16 protein-coding genes are annotated in these 26,367 nt (G+C 50.0%); 13 read left to right on the top strand and 3 right to left on the bottom strand.

All coding sequences use genetic code 11. The features are described 5' to 3' along the window. Positions 1-17 precede the first annotated feature (17 nt). The 5 genes from NX720_RS21120 to coaE all read left to right on the top strand — a co-directional run bounded on the left by NX720_RS21120 (position 18) and on the right by coaE (position 4,817). A complete protein-coding gene (locus NX720_RS21120) occupies positions 18-833 on the top strand; it encodes an aldo/keto reductase family protein (protein ID WP_262597277.1) in 816 nt (271 codons plus the stop codon). A gap of 51 nt (positions 834-884) precedes the next feature. Continuing rightward, a complete protein-coding gene (locus NX720_RS21115) occupies positions 885-2,603 on the top strand; it encodes a phosphatidylinositol 4-kinase (RefSeq protein WP_262597276.1) in 1,719 nt (572 codons plus the stop codon). Between the two features lie 2 nt (positions 2,604-2,605). After that, complete coding sequence (locus tag NX720_RS21110) at positions 2,606-3,169, top strand: hypothetical protein (protein WP_262597274.1); 564 nt, start codon at positions 2,606-2,608, stop codon at positions 3,167-3,169. Between the two features lie 173 nt (positions 3,170-3,342). Further along, entirely contained in the window at positions 3,343-4,218 is an 876-nt protein-coding gene (locus NX720_RS21105; RefSeq protein ID WP_262597273.1) for a prepilin peptidase, read from the top strand. After that, the gene (gene coaE, locus NX720_RS21100; protein WP_262597272.1) at positions 4,215-4,817 is read left to right on the top strand and encodes a dephospho-CoA kinase; all 603 of its coding nucleotides are present in this window, start codon (positions 4,215-4,217) and stop codon (positions 4,815-4,817) included. Before NX720_RS21105 ends, coaE begins: the two co-directional genes overlap by 4 nt. A 5-nt stretch (positions 4,818-4,822) precedes the next feature. On the opposite strand, the gene NX720_RS21095 is transcribed toward coaE, so the two are convergent. Beyond that, entirely contained in the window at positions 4,823-6,463 is a 1,641-nt protein-coding gene (locus NX720_RS21095) for an NAD+ synthase (RefSeq protein ID WP_262597271.1), read from the bottom strand. A gap of 121 nt (positions 6,464-6,584) precedes the next feature. Here NX720_RS21095 and NX720_RS21090 point away from each other — a divergent pair, with 121 nt between their 5' ends. Beyond that, a complete protein-coding gene (locus tag NX720_RS21090; protein ID WP_262597269.1) occupies positions 6,585-8,495 on the top strand; it encodes a tetratricopeptide repeat protein in 1,911 nt (636 codons plus the stop codon). 216 nt (positions 8,496-8,711) lie between these two features. After that, on the top strand, positions 8,712-11,177 hold the full coding sequence (locus NX720_RS21085) for a tetratricopeptide repeat protein (protein WP_262597268.1): 2,466 nt from the start codon (positions 8,712-8,714) through the stop codon (positions 11,175-11,177). Here NX720_RS21085 and NX720_RS21080 read toward each other — a convergent pair whose 3' ends face one another. After that, complete coding sequence (locus NX720_RS21080) at positions 11,178-13,262, bottom strand: EAL domain-containing response regulator (RefSeq protein ID WP_262597267.1); 2,085 nt, start codon at positions 13,260-13,262, stop codon at positions 11,178-11,180. A 276-nt stretch (positions 13,263-13,538) separates the two neighbouring features. Here NX720_RS21080 and NX720_RS21075 point away from each other — a divergent pair, with 276 nt between their 5' ends. From NX720_RS21075 to NX720_RS21045, 6 genes are all read left to right on the top strand, one after another. Further along, on the top strand, positions 13,539-14,117 hold the full coding sequence (locus tag NX720_RS21075) for a GspH/FimT family pseudopilin (protein WP_262597266.1): 579 nt from the start codon (positions 13,539-13,541) through the stop codon (positions 14,115-14,117). Next, positions 14,114-14,608, top strand: a complete 495-nt coding sequence (gene pilV / locus NX720_RS21070) for a type IV pilus modification protein PilV (protein WP_262597264.1) — start codon at positions 14,114-14,116, stop codon at positions 14,606-14,608. The genes NX720_RS21075 and pilV overlap by 4 nt, the downstream gene beginning before the upstream one ends. Continuing rightward, positions 14,608-15,660 (top strand): PilW family protein, encoded by a 1,053-nt coding sequence (locus NX720_RS21065; protein ID WP_262597263.1) that lies wholly within the window; start codon positions 14,608-14,610, stop codon positions 15,658-15,660. The genes pilV and NX720_RS21065 overlap by 1 nt, the downstream gene beginning before the upstream one ends. 2 nt (positions 15,661-15,662) lie before the next feature. Then, positions 15,663-16,217 carry a pilus assembly PilX family protein gene (locus NX720_RS21060; RefSeq protein ID WP_262597262.1) on the top strand — a complete coding sequence of 185 codons (555 nt, stop codon included), beginning with the start codon at positions 15,663-15,665 and terminating at the stop codon, positions 16,215-16,217. A 6-nt stretch (positions 16,218-16,223) separates the two neighbouring features. Continuing rightward, complete coding sequence (locus NX720_RS21050) at positions 16,224-16,658, top strand: type IV pilin protein (RefSeq protein WP_318654062.1); 435 nt, start codon at positions 16,224-16,226, stop codon at positions 16,656-16,658. A gap of 76 nt (positions 16,659-16,734) precedes the next feature. Continuing rightward, positions 16,735-21,555 (top strand): pilus assembly protein, encoded by a 4,821-nt coding sequence (locus NX720_RS21045; protein ID WP_262597261.1) that lies wholly within the window; start codon positions 16,735-16,737, stop codon positions 21,553-21,555. A gap of 40 nt (positions 21,556-21,595) precedes the next feature. Here NX720_RS21045 and NX720_RS21040 read toward each other — a convergent pair whose 3' ends face one another. After that, positions 21,596-26,362 (bottom strand): pilus assembly protein, encoded by a 4,767-nt coding sequence (locus NX720_RS21040; protein WP_262597260.1) that lies wholly within the window; start codon positions 26,360-26,362, stop codon positions 21,596-21,598. Positions 26,363-26,367: the final 5 nt, after the last annotated feature.

Genomic DNA, 26,367 nt, shown 5'->3' with positions numbered 1-26,367 from the left:
AGCTTCAGGAAACCACAATGAAAGCGATACCCCAATGGCTCTATGGCACAGCCTGGAAAGAGCAGGCCACTAAAGACCTGGTAGTGAAAGCGCTGGAGTCTGGCTTCAGGGCGATAGATACTGCCAACCAGCGCAAGCACTATTTCGAGGCAGCGGTTGGCGATGCCCTGACAGCAAGCAGTATTGACCGTCAGGATCTGTTCCTGCAAAGCAAATTCACATTCCGTCCCGGTCAGGATGACCGGTTGCCCTATAACCCTGATGCCCGTGTCAGGGAGCAGGTTGAACAGTCCTTTACCCGTTCACTGGAACACCTGGGTACCGATTACCTGGACTCTTTGCTTCTGCATGGTCCAATGCTCAGGGAAGGACTCTCCAACGATGATCTGGAAGCCTGGGCAGCCATGGAGACGATCTACCATTCAGGCAGGGTTAAGGCGATTGGTGTCAGTAACTTTTCCGCCAGCCAGCTCGAAGACCTGAATCATCACGCAGCCATAAAACCCGCCTGGGTTCAGAACCGCTGTTATGCTGTCACAGGCTGGGATCGTGATGTCAGGGAGGTCTGTCAACGTCATGGAATTGGCTATCAGGGGTTCTCGCTTCTGACCGCTAATCCGGCCGTTGGTCAGCAGCCGGCCTTTCAGGCGATTGTCGCAAAAACAGGGCTGACAGCCGCACAGGTTATTTTCCAGTCTGCGCAGAGGATGAAAATACTGCCTTTAACCGGTACTTCAAGCCCCGAACACATGCTCGAAGACCTTGCCTGTAACAAGGTCTCTCTGACCGAAGATGACGTGACAATCGTCGAAAACATTTTACTTACCGGATAATACCTTTCTGCCTTTTCCTATCGTTACTAAAGGGATTTTTGAGGAAAAGGCATGCCTGAACCCAGAGGAATACAGCCAAACAGCCAGACACGGGTTCACCTGCGCTCCAATGACGCTCTCCGGAAAGCGCCCAAAAAAATTGGTAATGCGTTTAATCGCAGGGTCTTTCCCCATAAGGCAAAGAAAAACCTTATCCAGCAGCAACCTCCCGGGCATGCACACAAGTCAATCCACCTGCGCGGGGTAAAGCAGGCTTCACCAAAAAACCAGATCACGCCTCCATCACCTCCTGAAAGCAAAGGGGCGCAGCAGCCTTTTCAGCCCAGAACATCGGGTGAAGGCGCAGCCATCTATAAAAACCTGCAATATCGGTCACTGGTTGCCAGAGAACGGGTCACTGCCCAGTTTGAGCACCCTCAACAAGTTTCGAAAAACATCACTGATGCTGCCTGGTCTTTTTATCATCAGGGTAATAACAGTGTCTGGGGGAAAAACCATACCCTCCTGGCAAAAGCCGGTCAGCTTGGACAGGTCGGCAGCAGCATCAACCGCCATGACCAGGCACTGGCACAACCATTATCCAGAAAGGCTGGAGGCGTAGAACATCAGGGCAGGCATGTGATTGACAATCTGCAAAAAGGAATTAATCAGGTGGATCAGTTACTGCTGCAACAAGGGCATGTCATGCCTCAGTCTGAATACCAATATCTCTCAGGTGTGAAACAAAGTCTCCAGAATGAGCAGAAATTAATGCTTCAGGTAATGGATGATCCCGGCACGGCATCCGTTTCCAGCTCACTGAATCTGCATCAGGCCATGGAGCTGAAACGGCTGGGGTATGACCTGACCCCGACAATCGCAAAACATTTCAGTCCTTTTAACGACCACCACCTGATCAAAGGGTCTGACCAGAAGTTTGGCTCCGGAGCCATTCATTCCGTGACCAAATTAAAGTTCCAGACTCAAACCGGCGTGATAGAGAAAATTTTCAAGGGAGAAGATCCGGTTGACCCCTGTCCCTTTGACTCCATCACCGGAACTGAAAATTACCTTGATAAGAACAAACCCAGGTTTGCTGCCCGTAACTTTGCGGCAGCAAAGTTTGACAACCTGCTGGAAACCGGGCTGATGCCAAAAATGGAACTAACGGTTCACGATGGCAAGCTTGGCGTATTAATGGATGTCGCCAAAGGTGTTAAACCCTGGGAACAGCAGTCTAATACCTATAACCGGATTCCCGTGGAAGACCATCGCCAACCCCGGCTGGCGGCGAATATTCAGCAACAGCTGAACAGTGCTGAATGGCTGGATGGTATCTGCGCCCAGCAGGATCGTCATGCGGGCAACCTGTTTGTTGATACTCAGTCTGGCAAGGTCACACTCATCGACAACGACATGGGCTTTTATCCGGGTCAGCGCGAAGTTCGCACTCCCTCCAGACCAGGTGGTTTTCGCCGATTCAGTGGTAGTACTGCCGGTTTGCCAGCGGTGATAGATAACAGGGTTTACCAGAAGTTGATGTCGATCACTCCGAAACAGATTCACCAGCAGATGGACGGGCTGCTAACCCCACGGGAAATACAGTCGACCGTCAGCCGGGTTCAGCAACTGCAACGCCATGCCAGACAATTAGCAAACAATGGTCGGGTGATTGAGAACTGGCAGAAATGGAAGGACCCGGCAACCGGATTAAACGCCGTAAAATTCCAGCGTAAGTATGCGCCCGACAGCTACCTGTTATCCGTTCAAGGTCAGACCAGAGGATTATAGCCATGTTTGAACACGACCCGGCACGCAACTGTTATCAATCCGCCTGCGCACTGCTTATCAGTGAGGGGCTGCCCTGCCCTCCGGTTCACCATAAATTTACCAGCAAACTCCAGCAGACCCGCTATTCGGCACTCTTTACCACCGAGCCGTCCCTGCCCGACCCTTATCATTTCCAGTTTTACCTCAACCAGTTGCTGTCTGGTCAGTGTCCATCCATGGTCGTGTTTGGGGTATCAGGTCATGGTTTCTCTTCCCGGGCCATGCATTACTACCTGATTGATGAGCATATCGCGGTAATGTTTCAGGACGGTTTACCTGAAGCGCCCGAAGGCTGGGTAGAAAAACAGGCTGTGGATTACGACCTTACCAGCCAGCTTTATATTGCCTGTCAGGACGCAGTGCAGACAAAGCAACTGGCAGCCGATGAAAAACTGGTAATCTGTCGCTCATTCTTTCAGCCAGGACAATGGGGAATCATCAAGCAGTCTGGTGAAAAGGTTAAATGGGAAACCGCCATCAATCCTCTGGAAGCAGCCATTGAATGGCTGACAGGCAACAAAGCATGAACCATCAGCTCTGGTACCAGCGAGAGGGTTTACAGCGTTCTGGCTGCCTTTTATTAAACAACGGCTTCGATTAAACTTCTTATCAAACAATGACCCAATCATTTGCCTTTCTGGCCTGACTCGCTGGATAACTCGTTGAATAACTCGTTGAATAAAAAGGGACTCCCCTTCTGATGCTACTTCCTGAATTTCTGCAAGCTTCACCCGGTTGTTTTTTATTAGCCTTAACCCTGCTCGGCCTGATTGTTGGCAGCTTTCTGAATGTGGTGATTCTGCGTCTGCCGATCATGATGGAAAGACAGTGGAAGCTTGAATGCCTGGAAGCCCTGCATCCGGATAAAGTACCGGAAAACCCGATAAAATATAATCTGGCCACACCGGGTTCAAATTGCATGGAGTGCGGATACAGGATTCGTCCCTGGGAAAACATCCCGGTACTGAGCTACCTGTTCCTGAAAGGTCAGTGCTCCCACTGCAAAACCCCTATTTCCATTCGCTACCCATTGATTGAGATCATCAGCGCCACTCTTGCAGTGGTGTCTGGAATCGTCTTTGGCGCATCAACAACCACCTTGTTCGTCTGTCTTCTGGCATGGGCATTACTGACACTGACGGTTATTGACCTGGATACTCAGCTGCTGCCCGACAGCATCACCCTGCCCCTGCTCTGGCTGGGCCTGCTGGTAAATACTCAACATCTGTTTGTCCCTCTGACTGATGCGGTGTTTGGTGCCGTGGCGGGCTACCTGTCGTTATGGCTGGTTTACTGGGGCTTCAAGCTGGCTACCGGCAAGGAAGGTATGGGCTATGGCGACTTTAAACTGCTGGCGGCACTGGGAGCCTGGCTGGGCTGGCAGATGCTGCCTCTGATCATTCTGCTGTCATCCCTGGTGGGAACACTGGCAGGGGTTGGCCTGATGATTTTCAAAAAACACAACCGCGAACAGCCGATTCCTTTTGGCCCTTATCTTGCCGCAGCGGGTTTTTTTGCATTGTTATGGGGTAACACCCTGATTGAGTTTTATCTGCAAATAATGGGAATGAAATGAGCCTGGTTATAGGTGTTACCGGTGGAATAGGCAGTGGTAAAACGGCGGTGACTGACTACTTTGCCGCGCTGGGCATCGCTATTGTTGATGCGGATCAGGCCGCCCGGGTCGTGGTGGAGCCGGGTCAGCCAGCACTGGAAAAAATCGCACAGCGCCATAAGGGCATCCTTCAAAAAGAAGATGGCAGCCTGAACCGTCGTAAACTGCGGGATATTATCTTTGCCAGTGACAGTGAGCGAGCCTGGCTGGAACAACTGCTACACCCTCTGATTCGTGAACAGATTATGACCGAACTCAAAGCGTCTGTGTCACCTTATTCGATTCTGGTTTCACCCTTGATGATAGAAACAGACCAGCACCTTCTTGCAGACCGGGTTCTGGTGGTGGATGTGACGGTTGAACAACAGATTGCCCGAACCATGAGCCGGGACAATATGACCGAAGCACAGACCCGCAGTATTCTGTCCAAACAGGCGACCAGGGAAGAACGCATGGAAAAAGCCGACGATATTGTTGATAACAGCCAGTCGCTGGAACAGCTTTATCCGCAACTGGACAAGCTGCACCAGCACTATCTGAAACTAGCTAAACAACGCTGAACTGGCTAGACCCCGGGACGCCAGCCATTGGTAATCGGATAACGGCGGTCCCGGCCAAAACCCCGTGGTGTTATACGCACACCGACCACTGCCTGACGTCGTTTAAATTCATTAATATCGATCAGGCGCAACACCCGGTAAACGGTATCCCGATCAAAACCTTCATCAATGATGGTTTCAGCACTGCAATCTTCCTCAACGTACATCTCAATGATGCGATCCAGCTCACTGTAAGGCGGCAGGCTGTCTTCATCCACCTGATCCGGAGCCAGCTCCGCGGAAGGTGGTCGGTCTATCACTCGCTGGGGAATCACATAACCCAGTGAGTTACGGTATTCAGACAGTTCAAACACCAGAGTTTTGGGTACGTCTTTCAAAGCGTTGTAGCCGCCACACATATCACCGTACAGTGTCGCATAACCCACGGCCATCTCACTTTTGTTACCGGTGGTCAGCACCATGTAACCTTTTTTGTTGGAAATCGCCATCAGCAGCACACCCCGACAACGGGATTGCAGGTTTTCCTCGGTGGTATCACGACCACTGTCGGCAAACTCACTGCTCAGGGTATTCATAAAGGCATCAAACATCGGCTCAATGGGCATGATTTTATAGTCAACACCCAGAATATCCGCTTCTTCCTTTGCGTCCTGAAGGCTCATTTCCGAGGTGTAACGGTACGGCATCATAACCGCCTGAACCCGATCCGCCCCAAGGGCATCAACCGCAATAGCCAGAGTCAGGGCGGAATCGATTCCCCCGGAAAGCCCCAGCACAACGCCTTTAAAACCGTTCTTGTTCACATAATCTCGCACACCGGTAACCAGGGCTCTGTAAACCCGGCTGTGCAGATCGGGTAAAGGGACAATCTGTTTTTCTGCAAACTGCTCTTCTACAAACTGCTTTGCGTCACAGTCAAAACGAACCGGCGTCAGTGTTTCAGAAAAGTAATCGCCACAGGCCATTAGCCGACCATCGCCGTTCATGGCAAAGGAGCCACCGTCAAAGACCAGCTCGTCCTGACCTCCGAACAGGTTGACATACAACACCGGCAGACCGGTTTCCTGACAACGCTGGCGAATGGTTTCACGGCGAACGCTCTGCTTGTCCTTGTGGAATGGCGAAGCATTAAGACTCAGGATCAGGTCTGCCCCGGCTTCCCTGGCCTGCATGGCAGGTTCCTGGAACCAGAGGTCCTCACAGATGGTCAGTGCCAGTCGGGTGCCTTTACAGTCAAAAGTAGCTATTTGATGGCCCGGAACAAAATAGCGCTTTTCATCAAACACCTGATAATTCGGCAGGTGCTGCTTGGCATATCGAACCATCACCTGACCATCGCGCAGAACAACCGCCTGATTTTCCAGACCGTGGGCACCCATGCCCGGCACACCGATAACAATATCAATGCCCTTAACGGCGTTCAGTCGATGTAAAGCCTGTTCGGTGCGTAAAATCAGGCTGGGACGAAGAAGCAGGTCTTCAGGGGGGTAGCCACACAGGGTCAGTTCCGGAAACACCACCAGATCCGCCTGATGGGTGTCCCGTGCCTGTTCAGCGGCGTTAATCACCATAGAGGTATTGCCGTCGATGTCACCAACCTTGAGGTTGATCTGTGCCATCACGATATTGAGCATAGCTGCGGACATTGAAATGCCTAACGTCTGTAGTCTTTAATTCAGGGACGCTATTTTCAACGAATATGAGGGGGCTGTAAAACTGAAATTAAGAGTCAGGAAACCAAATCCATTTTGAGCTGTCATAACGTTTATGAATATAAAACCACCACATCAGGCTTTTAGTGCCAATCCAAAGACAACCGATATTTCTCCGCAAGGCCGTGGACGAGGCCGTGGACGAGGCCGTGGTGGATCATTAACAGGAACCGTTCAGGAAGCCGTTGGAAAAATCACCCCCCCACCATGTCACTCACCAGAATCAGATATGACATGTGCAAGTGCAAGTGCAAGAAGAGTTACTCCCACTGGAACAGATAAATTAAACCCTTCTGCTGACAGTGTTCACCGGGAAGTAAGACGCCGTTTGGATAATGGTTACAAATTCATCAAACAACAAAAATGGAATGAGGCAGTTAAAGAATTTAAAGCGATCAAGGGAGCTAACCCTCAGCAGGAAATTCAGAAAATATCAGGCCATGCTCGTGCCCTTAATAAACTCGGGCAATTTAAAGCCGCTTTGAATTTGCTTGATCAATTACCCGACTCCGACGATAAAAGCATCGACAATAGAAGCATCATGGTGTCGAAAGCCACTGCTTTTGAGGGTCTAAAACGATACGAAGAGGCCGAAGTCCAGCTGCTGGCTCTCTTCGAGCAGGAGGGAGGGATTAACAAAAGGGACATCAAACCTTGTAACAAGCATGATACGAACCTGGCACTGGTTCGTCTCTGGGAGCTAATGGGTAAGTACGATAAGGCAGAAGCCCTGCTGCTGGCCACCTTCAGCCAAGAGTCCGGGGATTACGAAAAGGGCATACCTTGTAACAACCATTATACGAACCTGGCACTGGCTCGTTTCTTGCAAATAACGCGCAGGTACGATGAGGCAGAAGCCCTGCTGCTGGCCACCTTCAGTCAAGAGTCCGGGGATTACAGAAAAGGCATACTTTGTAAATACCATGATACGAACCTGGCACTGGCTCGTCTCTTGCAAATAACGCGCAGGTACGATGAGGCAGAAGTCCTGCTGCTGGCCACCTTCAGTCAAGAGTCCGGGGATTACGACAAGGGCATACCTTGTAAAAACCATGATACGAACCTGGCACTGGCTCGTCTCTGGGAGCTAATGGGCAGGTACGATGAGGCAGAAGCCCTGCTGCTGGCCACCTTCAGGCAGGAGTCCGGGGATTTGAAAAAAGGCAAACCTTGTAACAACCATCAGACGAACCTTGCACTGGTTTATCTCTGGGAGCTAATGGACAAGTACGATGAGGCAGAAGCCCTGCTGCTGGCCACCTTCAGACAGGAGTCCGGGGATTTGAAAAAAGGCAAACCTTGTAACAACCATGATACGAACCTGGCACTGGTTCGTCTCTGGGAGCTAATGGACAGGCCCGATGAGGCAAAAGCCCTGCTGCTGGCCACCTTCAGGCAGGAGTCCGGGGATTTGAAAAAAGGCAAACCTTGTAACAACCATGATACGAACCTGGTACTGGCTTACAACTGGGCAAGAGAGGGTAAACTTGTTCGCGCTAGAAACCTGATAACAAAAGACCTTGACACTAAATTTTTGACAAAGGATCAAAAAAACAGTTGCAAGCTGGCACTAGCCATTTCATACACCGGTACTGAAGAATTTAATGCTCATATCGAAAATGTTACTTTGTCTGTCGACAAGGAGCATGCTCAGTCAATCCACAACCTGTGTTTTTTCATGAAATGGGGACTGGGCGAAAGCCAGAAGGAAGGCGGTTCCCCATATCTGAAGGAGGCTTTAACCCATGTGGAAAACGCACTTTCGTGTATAGTCTCTAATGAGAAGAAAGCTCAGTTATTGTCACAAAAGGCTCATGTGATAAGGTTTCTGGAACCAGGCAAGAAGCAGTGGAAGGAGCTGTTCGAAGAGGCCGCCCGGTTGGATCCGTCAAGAAATTTGAAAGATAAAATGGAACCATGGCGGCAAAATGAGAATAAGCTGCTGACAAAGTTGGGAATAAAGTAATCACTCATCAAAATTATAATTCATGGTCTCCACCGGCAGCCCCTGCAGGAAATCACCCTGAATGAAGTCAACACCACTGTGCCATAAAGGAGCCATCTCGATAGCACTTTCTACAGTCTTTAATTCAGGGACGCTATTTTCAACGAATATGAGGGGGCTGTAAAACTGAAATTAAGAGTCAGGAAACCAAATCCATTTTGAGCTGTCACAACGTTTATGAATATAAAACCACCACATCAGGCTTTTAATGCCGATTCAAAGACAACCGATATTTCTCCGCAAGGCCGTGGACGAGGCCGTGGTGGATCATTAATAAGAACCGTTCAGGAAACCGTTAGAAAAATCACCCCCCCTCCATGTCACTCACCAGATACGCCATGTGTAAACTATTGGAAAAATATGATCGGGATGGGTTGTCACTCACCAGAATCAGATATGACATGTGTAAGTGCAAGAAAAGTTACTCCCACTGGAACAGATAAATTAAACCCTTCTGCTAACAGTGTTCACCGGGAAGTAAAACGCCGTTTGGATAATGGTTACAAATTCATCAAGCAAAAAAAATGGAATGAGGCAGTTAAAGAATTTAAAGCGATCAGGGGAGCTACCCCTGAGCAGGAGATTAGAAAAATATCAAGCCATGCTCGTGCCCTTAATAAACTCAGGCAATTTAAAGCCGCTTTGAATTTGCTTGATCAATTACCCGACTCCGACGATAAAAGCATCGACAGTAGAAGCATCATAGTGTCGAAAGCCATTGCTTTTGAGGGTCTAAAACGATACGAAGAGGCCGAAGTCCAGCTGCTGGCTCTCTTCGAGCAGGAGGAAGGTATTAACAAAAGCGACATCATACCTTGTAACAACCATTATACGAACCTGGCACTGGCTCGCCTCTGGCAGCTAATGGGCAAGTACGATGAGGCAGAAGCCCTGCTGCTGGCCACCTTCAGTCAAGAGTCCGGTAATTACGAAATGGGCATACCTTGTGACAACCATTATACGAACCTGGCGCTGGCTCGCTTTTTGCAGCTAAGGGGCAAGTACAAGGAGGCAGAAGCCCTGCTGCTGGCCACCTTCAGTCAAGAGTCCGGGGATTACGACAAGGGCATACCTTGTAAAAACCATGATACGAACCTGGCACTGGCTCGTCTCTGGCAGCTAATGGGCAAGTACGATGAGGCAGAAGCCTTGCTGCTGGCCACCTTCAGTCAAGAGTCCGGGGATTACGACAAGGGCATACCTTGTAAAAACCATGATACGAACCTGGCACTGGCTCGCCTCTGGGAGCTAATGGGCAACTACGATGAGGCAGAAGCCCTGCTGCTGGCCACCTTCAGTCAAGAGTCCGGTAATTACGAAATGGGCATACCTTGTGACAACCATGAGACGAACCTGGCACTGGTTCGTCTCTGGGAGCTAATGGGCAAGTACGATGAGGCAGAAGCCCTGCTGCTGGCCACCTTCAGTCAAGAGTCCGGTAATTACGAAATGGGCATACCTTGTGACAACGATGAGACGAACCTGGCACTGGCTCGTCTCTGGGAGCTAATGGGCAAGTACGATGAGGCAGAAGCCCTGCTGCTGGCCACCTTCAGGCAGGAGTCCGGGGATTTCAAAAGGGGCAAACCTTGTAACAACCATAAGACGAATCAGGCACTGGCTTGTCTCTGGCTGCTAATGGGCAAGTACGATGAGGCAGAAGCCCTGCTGCTGGCCACCTTCAGGCAGCAGTCCGGGGATGTCAAAAAGGGCAAACCTTGTAAAAACCATGATACGAATCTGACAATGGCTCGTCTCCTGGAGAAGCGGGACAGGTGCGATGATGCAGAAACCCTGCTGCTGGCCACCTTCAGGCAAGAGTCCGGGGATTTGAAAAAAGACAAACCCTGTAACAACCATGATACGAATCTGGCACTGGCTCGTCTCTGGCAGCTAATGGGCAAGAACAAGGAGGCAGAAGCCCTGCTGCTGGCCACCTTCAGGCAGGAGTCCGGGGATTTGAAAAAGAACAAACCCTGTAACAACCATGATACGAATCTGGCACTGGCTCGTCACTGGCAGCTAATGGGCAAGAACAAGGAGGCAGAAGCCCTGCTGCTGGCCACCTTCAGGCAGGAGTCCGGGGATTTGAAAAAAGGCAGACCTTGTAACAACCATGATACGAACCTGGCACTGGCTTACAACTGGGCAAGAGAGGGTAAACTTATTCACACTAGAAAACTGATAACAAAAGCCCTTGATACTAAATTTTTGACAAAGGATCAAAAATACAGTTACAAGCTGACACTAGCCATTTCATACACCGGCACTGAAGAATTTGATGCTTATATCGAAAATGTTACTTTGTCTGTCGATAAGGAGCATGCTCAGTCAATTCATAGCCTGAAACTTTTCATAAACCAGGGACTGGACGAAAGCCAGAAGGAAGACGGTTACCCATATCTGAAGGAGGCTTTAACCCATGTGGAAAACGCACTTTCGTGTACAATCTCTAATGAGAAGAAAGCTCAGTTATTGTCACAAAAGGCTCATGTTATAAGGTTTCTGGAACCAGGCAAGAGGAGGTGGAAGAAGCTCTTCGAAGAGGCCGCCCGGTTGGATCCGTCAAGAAATTTGAAAGATAAAATGGAACCATGGCGGAAAGATGAGAATAAGCTGCTGACAAAGTTGGGAATAAAGTAATCACTCATCAAAATTATAATTCATGGTCTCCACCGGCCCCTGCAGGAAATCACCCTGAATGAAGTCAACACCACTGTGCCATAAAGGAGCCATCTCGACAGCGCTTTCTACATTGGGGACAATGATCTGCCTGCCACTATCAGACAACTGCTTAACCATCGCCTTCAGCTCTTCCCCTTTGCTTTCATTAGTCAACTCCTTGGTAAAGGAAGCATCCACCTTAACAAAATCGAGATTCAGGGCGGCAATGGTTTCCACTGGATTAAGACTGCAACCAAATTCACTGACCGATGTGCCACAGCCCATAGCCCTGACCGCCTTGAAGAAATCCGGCATCTGTTTACTGAATCGAACCACATTCTGCTCACTCAACTCAACAACCAGTGCCTGAGGTTTTATTCCAGACGCTTTCAGCGCTACTCCCATCCAGGGCAGAAACTCCTTGTCGCCTATCACATTGCCACCAAGATGGACGAACATTCTGGTTTTCGTCTTGTCGATATCATTATTCATCAGGTCTTTGCCTGCCTGAATAACCTGCCACCGGTCGACCTTTCCCCACAGGCTGTTTTTATCGAGCTTGGAACGAAAATTAACAGCGTCATGCTCACGACCACGGGCATCCATCATGCGCAACATAACCTCATAATGCCCATACTCAGAACCTTTCAGGCTGATCACCGGCTGATAAAACAGTTTCAGGTTGTCATGCTGCATAGCCTGACTCACCATACCCGCCAGATGTTTTTCCACCGAACTGACCACATTTATCTTGCGCTTCTGGTAAAAACACAACTGGCCACCACCTTGCCGATGTGCTTCAGCACAGGCATGGCGAGCCCTGACCAACAGGGTTTTAGCGTCGCTGTTGGCGTCAGTAAGCTGAATCGACCCCAGGCTGAGTTTGACGGGCAGCTTATTCTTGCCAACCGTTACCGGGGTTTCAGACACTTCTTCCAGTAGTTGATCAGCAATGGTCTGAACAGCACTCTTATCCGCTGCCTTGATCAGCACCATAAACTGACCCCCGCCCCAGCTCGATGCCTTGTGCTCGATAAGACTCATGCCAAGCCTTTTGGCAACCTCCATCAGCAGTGGCTGACTAACCCTTTTCCCACCTTTGGCGTGTACGGCTTTCAGGGTGTCGAGCGAAACACAAACCAGGGCAAACTTTTCTTTGCCTGAAATGACTCGCTGAATGGCAACATCCAAATGCTCCTGAAATTGCTTTTTATCGTATAGCCTGGTGTCGCTGTCCGGTTTTGAGACCCTGGCTTCTTCAGTGTCCGCCATGGAGTTTTGCTGCACTTCCTGCAGACGAACCAGAAGGCTCAGGGTGAAATGTCCTTCAAAAGAGGTCGGCGTTACCATAGCCCTTACCGGTACATCGCCTTCCTCAGACCTCAGTGAACACTGAATCGCCGCCAGTGCCTGCCCGCTGTCTTCAATACTGGCCAGAAACTCATCAACATCGTTCTGATCTGACGAGGCCACCAGCTCTTTAAATACAGTCCCCTTCAGAGATTCATTCTCATCCCGCCCCAACAAGACATTAAATGCCGGGTTAGCGTAGCGAATTATGCCTTCACCCACATAAACGATGGCATCAACCTGATCATTCAGGAGGTTTCTGCGCTGTTTCTCAGATTCATTCAATGCCACACTCATGCGGCGGTAATTTCGGCGGGTGTTAAGGTCGGCAATTTCACGTTTTGCGGTGATCAACAGTAACTCATCCCCCTGTTGAGGAATAACACAGCGAACGCCCTGTTTAATCAGCGCCAGGATTTCTTCATCTTCCAGGCGGTCGCTGAGAACCACAACCGGAACATCATGTCCCTGCTGATCAATTCGTTCAATAATGCTATTGATCGTTATGCCCTCAGGCATATCCTGTTCGGAAATCAGCAACAGGTCCCACTTCTGTCGACCTGATAAGGCTTCATCCAGACTGTCCATGGAGACAATATGATGGGCGCGGGTGGAGTGTCCTGCATCACGAAATACATTAAGAACCGCTTCAGCTTCTTCGGCAAGGGCATCGACAATCAAAAGCCGAATAGTTTCTTTGTTATGATTTGTCATTAATAAACCCGGAGTCAGGCTTTTGATTTAATCCATTTCATCAGGATTATTTTATTAATTTAGCAATGACTTGCTCCTCCGATCCTTTGATTGTCAAAAAAACACCATAATACTTATTATTTGGATAACCGCTTCAAAAAAATACAGAATATTGGTTTGCCCTCCACCGGATAAAGTTTTTATCTAGAATCGAATTAGTAGTAATAAAATCAGCTCTGATTAGCAGTTCGGAAAGAGAGTTTTAAATTCTAACTTATTGAGCCCTCTGCATTCATCATGAAGCACCTTGCTGCCAGTGGTCTGACATTAATAGAACTAATGATAACCCTGTTCATAGGCAGCATCATTCTGTCCGCTTCTATTTCTCAAATTGGTGTAATTGCCAGCAGAATTCAGTTTGACTCTATCCAGCAAAGTCTGATTTCCGGTCTGCTGTTCGCCCGGGCTGAGGCAATAGAAAACGGTGGTCTGGTGGCGGCCTGCGCATCAACAACCATTACGAGTTCTTCTGTCAGCTGTTCTGCAACCAGTGATAACTGGTCTTCAGGGTGGATTATTTTTATTGACAGAAACAATAACGGCATCTTTGATCCGGCTTTTGACAAAAGCCCCTTAGCACCGGCGCGCGCAGCAACAGACGATGAAATGTTAATGATGAGGCATCTTGAATCCAATGCCCGTATTACCTGGGAAAGAGACAATACGATTAGCTTCCTGGCCAATGGCGCAACGACCGCAACGAATGTCGGGGCATTCAGCCTCTGCGATGCCAATGGCAATGCCGACCTTGCCAGAGGTATCAATATAAACCTGTCCGGAAGAGTGCGCCCCACCGACACGGTATCCTGCCCATGATAAAAAATCATTCATCCACTTCATTAAAAAACCGGTCACAAAATGGTATTACCCTGATTGAAGTCCTTATCGCCAATATCATCCTTGCTGCAGGATTGCTCGGTGCTGCCGCCCTGCAAAATCAAACCCTGCAGTTTAACAACCAGGCGAGACTTAACACGCTCGCTAATATGCTGGCCTACGATATGATGAGCCGAATCATTGCCAATAATGAATTCTCAACAACGGGAACAGGTTATTCTGCTCCGGCAGCCAGTATTCCGACAACCTATCCGGACGCTTGCGAAACATCCTCCTGCAATCCAACCCAACTGGCCAACTATGACATTAACCAGTGGAAATTTCTGGTCAGGCAATACCTGCCAGATGGCGATGGAACCATTGCTTTTACCACCACAACCGGAAACCGGGAATACACCATTACCATTTCCTTTAACGACAGCCGGGGACGGGATACCGACCAGCAAGTTATTCTCAGAGGGACATTGTGATGGCGAAACCAGGTCAGCATGGACTTAGCCTGATTGAAGTACTGATATCAACGCTGATGAGCATGGTTATCATTACCGCCGTCACCAGTGTGTTTTTGTCCAATAACCAGAGTAACCTTCTGAACCGGCAACTCGGGCTAATGCAGGAGTCCGCAAGATTTGCCATCAATGAAATATCAAGGGATCTTTCACTGGCTGGCTACACAGGCTGCATCAATCAGGCAGCAATCGGGAACGCTCTGGAAGGCACCATGACAATCTTTGACTGGTTAGCCAATGAGCATAAAGTTCAGGGACTGACAGCAGCTGCCGCAACGACAACCATTGACAGTGCTTCCTTAAGTGAAAGCCTGACTATTTTCAAGCTTAATCCTGAACTGACCTTTGAGGTGACCGGCCATAACCTCAGTTCAAACTCTCTGACACTGGACACAGATGTCAGTGCCCTGCTGGCCACCGAACAACCGGTGGGCCTGATTCGGCAGGATTGCTCACAGGTTGCCCTTATCAGCTTATCGTCTGTTGGTACGACAACCGTCAGCTATGCAACAGGCAGTGGAACAGAACTCCAGAACTGTACAACACAATTAAAGGGTGACTTTCGCTGTTACGACGCGTCAACCCCAACAGGCAATACCTCCTTTAATCCCGGCTTCATCAGCCCTGTAGACTCTGTCGTTTATTATATTCGCCTGGAAAACGGCCTTCCGACTCTCGTACGCAAAGACATACAAGACAGGAACGGCATCCCGGTAGTCGACGGCGTTGAAGATATGCGTATTTATTATGGTCTGGATACAAACGGCGATGGTGCAGCCAATCAGTACATAAATGCCAGAGACCGGGCTTACAGGCACCTGGACTGGCATGAGGTGACTTCGGCAAGGATTCACATACTGGCACGCAGTGAAAATCCTGTCGTTCCAACAGACATAGCGCCTGTTGATTATTTCTTTGACGGAGCAACCATCACTCCCCCCCCTGCAGCATCGGGAGAACCTGACCGGTTCCTCCGGAGAGAATTCACCATGACCGTTGCACTGAGGAATTAGTGATGCACAGACGGACGGCAAGACAAAACGGAGCCGCTCTGCTTTACACCGTCGTTTTTATGGGACTTATGGCCTTTGCTGGTTTAATCACCATGCAATCTTCAATGCTGGCCCAAAAAATGTCTGCCAGTTACCGCAACAGCCAGATCGCAGAGGTTGCTGCAGAAGCGGCTTTACTGGAGGCTGAGCGCTGCATTCTGAACCAGACCTTATGCAGCGACATTGCCCGGTTTAACAACAGCTGCACCAACGGACTCTGCTTTACCGGCACGAGCGCCAATAACATCATTACCTGCCGGGCTGGTAATGACCAACCCTGGCAGGACAGCACCCTGTGGGGTGACACGACACGAACCATTGCATCAGCCAGTGCGTCAGCAGGAACCAGCGCTCGCTATATCATCGAATTTATCTGCTACATGCCAAGGGTACTCACTGGCACTGAACCCAATCCTGCCAACCCCGTGGACTGGTCAAGAGTTTATCGCATAACGGCTCTGTCAACGCTGGATGATGCAAATACCCACGTTATGCTACAAAGTACTTTCAAAAGGTGAGGAACTGTGAATAGAAAAAAGGCCGCCGGTTTCACACTGATTGAGCTTATGATAGTCGTCGCTATCATTGGCATTCTGTTAGCAGTAGCCACTCCTTCATACCAGCGGTATGTTACTGAAACCCGGCGCTCTGATGCTCATGTGGCCCTTACGTCAGCAGCTACTCAGCAGGAACGTTTTTACACGTATAATAGCGCCTATACAATGGACACGGATGACCTCGGCGGCAGTACGTCTCCGGAAGGGTTCTACACAATCAGCGTTTCAACCCCGGAAGGGACACCTCCTCCAGCCTCTCCCCAGCAATTCACACTGAGAGCAGAGCCCGCCTCAGGCAGCCCTTTGACAGAAGATTTCGACTGTCAGGCTATGACGGTGAACCACCTTGGCGTCAGGGAGAGCTTTGATGGCGACGGCAATGCCTCATCCGACTGCTGGTAGCCTTGAGTTTTTGCGGATAGAATAACGGATAAAATAATACCAAAGTTTCAAACCGCTAATCAGGCAGGGACGCTCCATGAACAGATTGTCTGGAATAGTACTATTCATTATCTGCTTTTGTTATTCAGGTCAGCATACTCTTTTAGCCTCCTCGTCCCATTACACTTTTGGTCCTATTCAGGGTAGCTCCAGAGGCATTCCCCAACTAATGCTGGCCCTGTCGTTTGATCATGAGCTGTTCAAAAAAGTTTATGACGACTACACCGATATTGACGGCGACGGTATCATGGATGTGACGTACATGGACACTTTTGAGTACAGCGGTTACTTTGAACCTGACTGGTGCTATTCACACAGTCTCGGGCGCTTTCGTCCTGTTGCACAGGCAACCGGAACCAACGGCCATAGCTGCAACGGCACCACATGGAGCGGGAACTTCATGAACTGGGGCACCATGAGCCGCATTGACCTGTTGCGTAAACTGATATACGGCGGGATGCGTTCAACGGACACGGCAAGCCTGACCGTTCTGGAACGGGCTGAAATCCCTAATGACTGGCACGCTTTTAATAAAGTTTACGAGCCACAGGCAGGCGATCCTTCACTGAGTGATCTGACACCTTATACCGGTACAGCTATTGCCATGTGCAATGCCACAATCACATCTATGGGTACACCTTTTGTCAGGATTCGCCTGACTTCATCTACAGATCCCTACCAGACTGATACTGCCTGGATCGACACCGTGGATGAATGGGCCGGCAGCGGTAATTTAACCTGCGCCAATCCTATCCTGACACAACTGGAGATGCGAATTGAGGTTTGTCACAGTGCCTCCACGAGCAACGACTGCCTGAATTACGGGAGCAGCAGAAAACCAATAGGGCTTATACAAAGACGACAGGACGATGTACATTTTGGATTGATCACCGGTAGCTTCGACGCCAACATTAGCGGTGGTGTTGTCAGAAAAAATATTGGTTCAGCCGCAGATGAAATTAACCAGTCAACGGGCCAGTTCATTCTAAATAACGGGATAGTGGCCAATATTGACCTCCTCAGGATCGCAGAGTATCCCTATGCCCGTGGTTTTATGAACTGTGGAGGAAGCGGTCCTTCGGGATGCACCCCGGTTTGGAGCGCTCAGGGTTTATCCTTTCGCTGTCGTACGGAGCCACTGCCGTGCCGTGACTGGGGCAACCCTATTTCTGAGATTTACCTGGAAGCACTTCGTTATTTTAGCGGACAGTCAACGGCATCATCCGAATACTCAACCGGCACTGACCTCGGACTGTCCAAACCTGCCTGGCAAGATCCGCTTTCCGTCAGTAACGCCTGCTCCAACTGCTCGATCTTACTATTATCGACAGGACAGAGTTCCTACGACCACGATAACTATAACAACCTCACCGATGTTATCAGTGGCGGATTAACGCAACTACAAACCCTGACCGACCAGATAGGAACTCTGGAGCCTGATTTAAGTTTTCCCGGTAACTACGTCATTGGTGAAGTAGAAGGCGTCAGTGGAGTAAGACAGTGTCTGCCCAGAACTCTCCCCCGTCTGAGCCTGGCTCGTGGCATCTGCCCGGAAGCACCACTGATGAAAGGCTCCTACTATTTATCAGGGCTCAGCCACTTTGCTTTTAACAATGACCTTCGGTCAGGTCTTTCAGGAAACCAAGCCGTCAACACCTATGTTGTCGAACTGGCTAAAAGCATACCAGCACTGAACTTTGCGGTACCCATTAATGGCGGACAGACCCGTACCGTGAGCCTCACCCCAATCTGTCAGGCATCAAACGGTATTTCTACCACCTACGAAAGCGAGTTTTTTCCCTGTAGTTTTCTTAAGATGCAAGTCAGGAATTTCACTGTTGACACCAACGGCGCGCTGACTTCCATCAGCTTCAGGATTCTCTGGCAGGATTTTCCCTGGGGAGGCGACGGGGACGCTGACGCCTCCGCAGTCTATACCGTTAACGTATCCAATAACAATTTTCAGGTCACAATCAGTGACGCTCTCTCAAGGGCAGCCTATTCAGTGCGTATCGGCTACTCCCTGACAGGCGTCAACGGTCACAACGGTCTGGTGACTGACGCAGAATACAATTCAGATTACATCGGCCTTTTATCTGGCTATGATGATGGTGACAACGAATCATCTATGATGATATTTCAGGGTACTTTACTTGACGGCTTTGTTAATGAGCCTTGTAGCAGTACATGGTGTAGCGTCTGGGTTACGCCTACAACCGTAACAAAAAACTTCACCCCTTCTGCCAACTTTTCAGAATCACTGCCTTCACCATTAATTCTGGCAGCCAAATACAGCAGTTTTAACGATCTTGACAATGACGGAACGCCCAACTTTGATGGCGACGGTGACGGCGTGCCAGACGATGACAGTCGTGAATGGGACAATGTTAACAATGTCTCGGGTGTACAGGTGCCTGACGGCATTCCCGATAACTATTTCTTTTCAGATAACCCGAACCGGTTGAACGAACAGTTAAATGAGCTGCTGGAAAATCTGGCTGGCACCGTCTCCTCATCATCAGCCCCTGTTGTCACAACTGATCCGGAAGGTAGCAGGTCGGTAGTACAGGCCCTGTTCAGTGCGGATGAAACCGTTAATAACCTGACTGTTTCCTGGGTTGGATGGCTTTACAGCTTATTCATTGACGAAAGAGGTCACCTGCGAGAAGACGCAAACAGCAACCGTACCCTTGATGACTACAGTGTCGACCCGGTGGTCACCCTGAACTTCAATGCCGCCTCAGGAAATACTGCTGTGCAACGCTGGAACAGCACAGACAACGGCATTACCCTGACCCCCAATGGCAACACCGTATCAATAGACGACCTTGACACACTATGGGATGCCAGAAACGAACTCTCTGACCTTAGCAACCTTCTTACCCAGCGAAGTTATGCCACTGCCACAGATAACGGGCGACACATCCTTACCTGGCTGGACGACAACAACAATTCAACCGTTGATACGGGGGAACTGCACGCTTTTACCAGCAGTCTGTTTTCCGGAGCGAGAGAAGGCTACCTGGGGAACCCGGCAGCAGGGGTCACGAGCCTGGTCAACTACATCCGGGGGCAAGAACAGACAGGTCTTCGTTCCCGCTCCGTTGACTTTGATAATGATGGAACCACTGAAGTCTGGCGATTAGGTGACATCATTAATTCAAGCCCTGTCAAAGTGGGGGCTCCCAGGGGGAGCTACACCGGGGGAGACACTTTTAACCCTTTGGATCAGACCTTTGAGCGGTTCAGGCAGCATTACGAAAACAGGCGTGAAGTGATCTATGTAGGGGCCAATGACGGGATGCTCCACGCCTTCAACGGAGGCTTCTGGAATGAAACCTCCAGCCGGTTTGACCTTACCTTCAGCGGCAGCGGTGCCGCATCGCACCCCCTTGGTGGGGAGCTTTGGGCCTATATTCCAATGAACCTTTTGCCTCACTTGCAATGGTTAACCGAAAACAACTACCCCCATGTGCCTTATATGGACGGGAAACTGCAGGTTTTCGATGCCAATGTTTTTCCTGATGACACAGACCACCCTGATGGGTGGGGAACCATTCTCGTTGCTGCCATGGGCATGGGGGGTGGCCCCATTGATGTGACGGTCAGTGGTTCCAGCCGTACAATGCGTTCATCCTATGTGGTTATGGATATTACCAATCCAGAAAACCCGCCTGTGCTTATGGCAGAAATTTCTGCCCCGAATCTCGGCTTTACCCTCACTCCCCCGGTACTGGTCAGGCAACGCAGGCCAGACAATAATGGCGACTTTGATACCCCCGCACAAAACGACTGGTATCTTGTGTTTGGCTCGGGCCCTATAGGTACAGGCGTTACCGGTACAGAACAGGCACTGGCTAATGGCACCAGTAACCAGAGTATGCGTGTATACGTTTACGACCTTGAAAGTAAAGACTTTGTAGCCCCGTTCAACCCCATGGCAACCAGCATTCCCAATGCTTATTCCGGCGAAATGGTTGTCGCAGACTGGGAGCAGGATGGTTACGATGACACTATTTACTTTGGCTCGGTACGAACCACTGGCAATCTGTCCGGAGAATTGCTCAGGCTGAACCTGTCCGGAACAACACCAGCAGGGTGGGGCCTGAGTACCTTAACCAATCCACAGCGCCCTGTTACCGCAGCCCCCCTGGTGCTTCGCAGTACCGACAACCATCGCTGGGTCTATACCGGAACAGGAAGAGACCTGGTCATCAACGACCGGAACAGTGGACAACAGGAATACTACTTCGGAGTCAAAGAACCCCGGTCTGGAAACGCGTTTACCGGTACTGAGGTCACTTTCAGTGACCTGACCGATACAACGGACGTTGATGTTCAGGCCAACGGCACTCTGGGCAGTACTTTTTCTGTGAGTCCGGGTGTAACGGCTGGCAACTTCAATGCACTGGCCACTGCAATCAACAATGGCTCTGGCTGGGTCAACCGGCTTGCAACCAATGGCACAATACCTGACAACAAAAGCGTCAGTTCGGGTACCAGCACACAGGGTCTGATATTTTTTGTGGAATACTCGCCACCAACAAACCAGTGCAGCATTGTGGATAGCAGCTTTTTGAATGGTGTATTTTTTCAGACAGGTACGGCCTTTCCTGCAGCGGAACGGCAGGTCTTCACGCAGGCAGGCTTCTCGGATACCGATATTTCGGTGAAAAGAATTTCTCTGGGTGCGGGTAAGTTTACCAAGCCACAACTGGCTACCACCCCGGAAGGTGACGTCAGAATTATTACACAGGGCGGGGCGGGTAATATCAGTGCGGTTGACCTGACTTTGCCTGTAGCGGATTCAGGCCGCCAGTCCTGGCGCAGAATACTGGACATCCCACTGGCTCCCTGAAAACACTCAGGAAGCCAGTGGCTGGCTATCAGGTTCTGTATTACTGACCCAGCCATGGAATTTCAAATATCTGTCGCCAGGAGGTACGACCAGACGATGAGAAGCCATAATGCAGGGTCTGCCGGTCGATACTGCCACCCGCTCCCTGGGTTACTGCTGACCGACGCCCTTCCTGCCCCTGATGAATCACCGGTGCTGAAGCATAACCAACGCCTAACAACACTTTACTCAGCGAAAGGTAGACATCCTCATCTTCACTGTAATCAACGTAGCCAATCACATTATTGGGCGTAGCCGTACCTGTCTGGTAATGAACAGCGTGCAGATAACTCCGACCATCAGCACGACAACTGTTCAGGGATGGATGGTACTCGGTAAAGAGCAGCATTGAGAATAAACGACTGGAAGTGGAAACATTTCTTCCTGCCGGGTTTTGCCCATCGTAATTCAGTCGTATACGCCAGCCAGATTTAGACTGCATAACAGACCGGAGTTCGTCAAAATGACTAATCGGAGTATCATCCACCTTAAACGAAGTTCCAGCCAGGTTCCCATTCGATAAAACGCCTGCGTCGGTAGTGTCAATGACATTTGTTAAGTTAACCGTGCTGTAGTTTAAAGCCCGACTGCTGCTCAGCGGCTCTTTGAATCCATAATACCATTGCTGTCCTGAACTGCTGTTATCACTGTAAGTGAGTAGCCGCCCGGTACCTGCATAAACCCAGTAACTATCCGAGTCTTTTGTGGTGAAGGGGGCGGCGGTGATGGGCTGCCCGTTATCTGCCAGAACAGACAACTGCGACCGGGCAATCTCTTCGCCTATCTGTAGCCTCAACAACTTGCCGCCCAATTCTCCACCCAGCTCTCCACCTAAGTCGGCTGCGCTGGTTTCCACACTGCCAAAGTAAACGACATCATCTTTATAATCACCATTCCAGTCCACAACCGTCAGGTCTCCGGCATAGCTTGCGGGAAAACCGGAAACCAGAGGATCCAGACCGGAAACAAACGACCGGTTTTTCAGGTCATAGGCAAAAACCCGCAGATTCTGATCACTCTTACCGGCGTTAATGGCCTCTCTGATTCCAGTTTCCCCTTCCCCATGGGGGCCTGAGGCAAAAACCAGATACCACTCATTGGTCAGCACGTCTTTGCCCCAGTCAACCTCACCACTACTGTTTGTATCCGGAATACGACGCTTAACCACTACCGGCTTAGAAGTGGTCAGACCCAGCTCAGGATGGCTGATTTCAGCAATGAGCTTTGGAGGCTGTTCAGGGTTAGTGATATCCAGCACGACAAAAGCCGAACGCATGGTACGAGTGGTTCCACTCACATCCGTGTCAATGGCTCCACCACCCAGACGCATTCCCACCACCAGCAGTGTTCCCCAACCTCCGGGATAGTTGCTGTCCGCAGCGTTGAAAATATTGGCATCAAACGTCAGTGGTTCACCGTCCATGTAATAGACATGAGGATAATCCTGTTCCTGCAACCATCTGAGGTGTGGCAAAAGGTTCATAGGGGTATAGGCCCAGAGTTCGGAGCCTAATGGATGATGGGTTTCACTGTGAGTGCCGGTCGTGTTATAGGCATACTGGCTCTCATCCCAGAATCCGCCATTAAAGGCGTGAAGCATGCCATCGTTGGCACCGGCATACAGTACATGGCGACGATTCAGATAGTGTGCACGGAAAGCCTGATAGGTGGTATCGCTGTATAGAGCGTCATAGCGTGAGCCGGGAGCCGCCACCAGCTGTGGCGTAGAATGAACAATATCGCCCAGACGCCACACTTCGTCTATCCCGTCACCGTTGTAATCAATAGTTCGTGAACGGGTGCCATTGATCTCTTCCCCTCTGACATAATTAACCACTGTCGCTACTTCGGCGGCAGAAACGCCCAGATAGCCCTGCCTGCCGGAAAAACTGGATGCTGTAAAGGGTAAAGACTCGTCATCATCCACCACCCCATCATTATCATCATCCAGCCAGGTGAAAATATAGCGCCCGCTATCCGCTGTTGAATCATAATGGCGCTGAGTAATAACGTCCTGAACCTGAGCAAGTTGATCCCTGGCGTCCCAGATGGTTTTCAAAGAGGACAACGACTGCAAAGCCCCCGAAACGGTTTGGGTCTTTCCCTCGTCATCCGTGGAATACCTTTGCAGCATGGTCTGGTTGGCGTTAGGGTCAAACTTGAGTTCAACGATATAATCCGTTGCATAATCATCGAGCTTGTCATTACCGTTACTGTCTTCACGGAGTAATCCTTTACTATCAACGAACAGGCTATGCAGCAGCCCTCCCCAGGTAATGGTACGGCCATTATATTCCTGAGTTGGCTGAAACAGCGCCTGATACAGCACTCCGGTTCCCGTATGACTGTTGGATAGCAGTGCCGTGTTGGTGGCAGACGACACTCGACTGGCAATATCCTGTAATACCTGCCCCAACTGGGCTTCCAGCAAAGCAGGATTGCGGGCAAAGAAATAGTTGTCTGGCAATCCATCAGCCCCTGCCGAACCTGTCGTATTATTGCGAGTATCCCATTCACGGCTGTCTCCGGAGCTGTTAGCAGGGCTGCCATCGCCATCCATATCCAGAAAACCGCCATATTTAGCCGCAAGAAACAGGGGTTTGGGCAACACCCCCGCAGCGCCATTATTGGCTACATAGTTATTCGCTTTAAAACCGGATGATCCCTTGTAAACAAAATCACTCTGTAAACCATCATCGTAAGTTCCGGTCACGGTATAACTGAAGCGCAGGTTCAATCCGGCAAAAACCCCATCCACCTGAACCGCAATACGCAGTTCATTATCAAGAAAGCCTGTGGTTTTCAAAGTGGAGTCGGCGGTTATGTTGCACTGGTTGCCAACGCAATACTTGATCCGGGAAGAAGCGTCATAGTCAAAGTCATTGCCCCAGAGCGAATCTTCCCAGGTAAGCAGCAGGCTGCCTTCTACCGAGTTGCCCTGACCATCAAGCACCGAGTCTTCTACCACCACATCCGTCAGCGTACAGTCACTGCCACTGCCATAAAAGTTGGTGCCAGAGCCAAAATTGGAGCTGGTGTGACAGACCGGTTGAAAGGTGACTGGGTTGCCGCCTGCATTCAAGGTAAAACCGGGCATACTGTCGGCCAGCTGAATCGCATAGGTTTTAACGCTTTGCACGCCTTCAAGCTCACTGCGCAGATCCGTCTGATTGCCATAAAATGCCAGACCTGATACATGATAACTGCCTTCCAGTTGTGGCAGCTCCGGGCAAAGCCCCCGGGCTTCTGACAGCCCGCTCAGGTATTTTGCCGTACATTGTCGTGTACTTCCGTTGCCGCCGACCAGATACTCTCCAGCGAAGCTGCCACCATACTCATAATTCCCAACCTCATCGGTTTTACTGTCGACAGAAGCGACACCCGACAACCCAGGCAACTCTGCACTACTGGCCAGCTCATCAGCGTCAAAGGAGTTCAAACCAGTCGATAACAGAATAATGGAACAGTTGGCGCAGGCATTGGCAGCAGATAACGGATTCAACCAGGTTTCAGTGGTAAGGTTGCTAACAAAGGCGTTATCGGAGCTGGTGTTGAATGCCGGAGTCGGCGCTGATCGCCCGGCAAAGTACCTTAAGGCCTCAAGGTACATTTCCGCTATCGGGTTGCCCCAGTTGCTGCAATGACGGTTAGAGCTGGTTGAACGCCCTGACTTGAAAGTACTAACGGATATTCCGTAGGTGCTGCAATCGGTGTATTTATTCTGGCTGTAGCTGTATTTAGCGATCCGGAAGGTGTTGATGTGGTGGATAATGCCTTTAACAGATGGGTTAAACGTACCGTCCGTTAAATGAATTTCATTGTCACTGGCATTGGCGTTCCCGCCAATTTTAGAAATATTTCGCCGTAGAAGGCCGCCGGAAATATTTCTGTCATAGCTGCCACTCATCAGCCCAAAACGAATACTGCCGTCTTCTCCATAGCGTTGCAGTAAGCCTGTCGGCTTATACTGATTCGAACCATACTCCCTGCAACGGCTTGAAACGCTGTCTTTACCACTGACACAGGCATTCACCCTAACGGTCAGTTCATCCATTTTGTAATAGGTTGACGGACTGTTCGCTGCTCCCCACTGACATTGTTTCACTTCCGTGGAGGCCCAGCGATTCCAGGCACCACTGGCAATCCGCACCCTGGGTTCTCCATTTTCAGAGGTGGCAAGATTACACAGACTGACTGTGTTGGAATAGGGCGTCAGTTTGCCGATATCTGATCCGCTGTAAACCTTAACAAACGAATGAATATCACGGGGCAGGTAGGCTCGTTCCAGAACCGTTGCGGAACTGGTATCCGTTGATCGCTTGCCGCCAAATAGTACACGACGAAGAATGTCTATCCTCGACATCGTTGCCCAGTTCAGAAAATTACCACTCCAGTGGGAAGCCGATCCTTCACAGTAATGCTTATTGTCTCCTGTTGCCTGAAGCTCAGGCTCAAAGCGACCTGATGATGTGTTGTAGCTATAACACCAGCCACTTAAAAAATACCCAAGATAATCAAACTGGTCGTTATAGGTGGTATCCAGCTGACCATCGGCATCCAGATCGGAGTAATCCGGATAAGCTTTCTTAAAAAGCTCATGATCCACAGACATCACCAGCATCACCAGTGGTTCAGAACTTTTACTCAATAGCGGTGGAACGGAGGAATATAACTGCGATGTGGGCTCAGCCTGTGTGGGTGAAAGCGTTACACATCCCAGCGTTCCCAGTACAAACATCGCCGTGTATCGCTTCAGAAACTGAATCATCGCAG

It is taken from the genome of Endozoicomonas euniceicola (assembly GCF_025562755.1).
In the GTDB taxonomy this organism is placed as follows: domain Bacteria; phylum Pseudomonadota; class Gammaproteobacteria; order Pseudomonadales; family Endozoicomonadaceae; genus Endozoicomonas_A; species Endozoicomonas_A euniceicola.
This window is presented reverse-complemented; position numbering and strand designations above follow the sequence as displayed.

Coding starts and splice junctions, on each gene's coding strand:
- NX720_RS21120 (WP_262597277.1), top strand. CDS start 18: ATGAAAGCGATACCCCAATGGCTCTATGGCACAGCCTGGAAAGAGCAG.
- NX720_RS21115 (WP_262597276.1), top strand. CDS start 885: ATGCCTGAACCCAGAGGAATACAGCCAAACAGCCAGACACGGGTTCAC.
- NX720_RS21110 (WP_262597274.1), top strand. CDS start 2,606: ATGTTTGAACACGACCCGGCACGCAACTGTTATCAATCCGCCTGCGCA.
- NX720_RS21105 (WP_262597273.1), top strand. CDS start 3,343: ATGCTACTTCCTGAATTTCTGCAAGCTTCACCCGGTTGTTTTTTATTA.
- coaE (WP_262597272.1), top strand. CDS start 4,215: ATGAGCCTGGTTATAGGTGTTACCGGTGGAATAGGCAGTGGTAAAACG.
- NX720_RS21095 (WP_262597271.1), bottom strand. CDS start 6,463: ATGTCCGCAGCTATGCTCAATATCGTGATGGCACAGATCAACCTCAAG.
- NX720_RS21090 (WP_262597269.1), top strand. CDS start 6,585: ATGAATATAAAACCACCACATCAGGCTTTTAGTGCCAATCCAAAGACA.
- NX720_RS21085 (WP_262597268.1), top strand. CDS start 8,712: ATGAATATAAAACCACCACATCAGGCTTTTAATGCCGATTCAAAGACA.
- NX720_RS21080 (WP_262597267.1), bottom strand. CDS start 13,262: ATGACAAATCATAACAAAGAAACTATTCGGCTTTTGATTGTCGATGCC.
- NX720_RS21075 (WP_262597266.1), top strand. CDS start 13,539: ATGAAGCACCTTGCTGCCAGTGGTCTGACATTAATAGAACTAATGATA.
- pilV (WP_262597264.1), top strand. CDS start 14,114: ATGATAAAAAATCATTCATCCACTTCATTAAAAAACCGGTCACAAAAT.
- NX720_RS21065 (WP_262597263.1), top strand. CDS start 14,608: ATGGCGAAACCAGGTCAGCATGGACTTAGCCTGATTGAAGTACTGATA.
- NX720_RS21060 (WP_262597262.1), top strand. CDS start 15,663: ATGCACAGACGGACGGCAAGACAAAACGGAGCCGCTCTGCTTTACACC.
- NX720_RS21045 (WP_262597261.1), top strand. CDS start 16,735: ATGAACAGATTGTCTGGAATAGTACTATTCATTATCTGCTTTTGTTAT.
- NX720_RS21040 (WP_262597260.1), bottom strand. CDS start 26,362: ATGATTCAGTTTCTGAAGCGATACACGGCGATGTTTGTACTGGGAACG.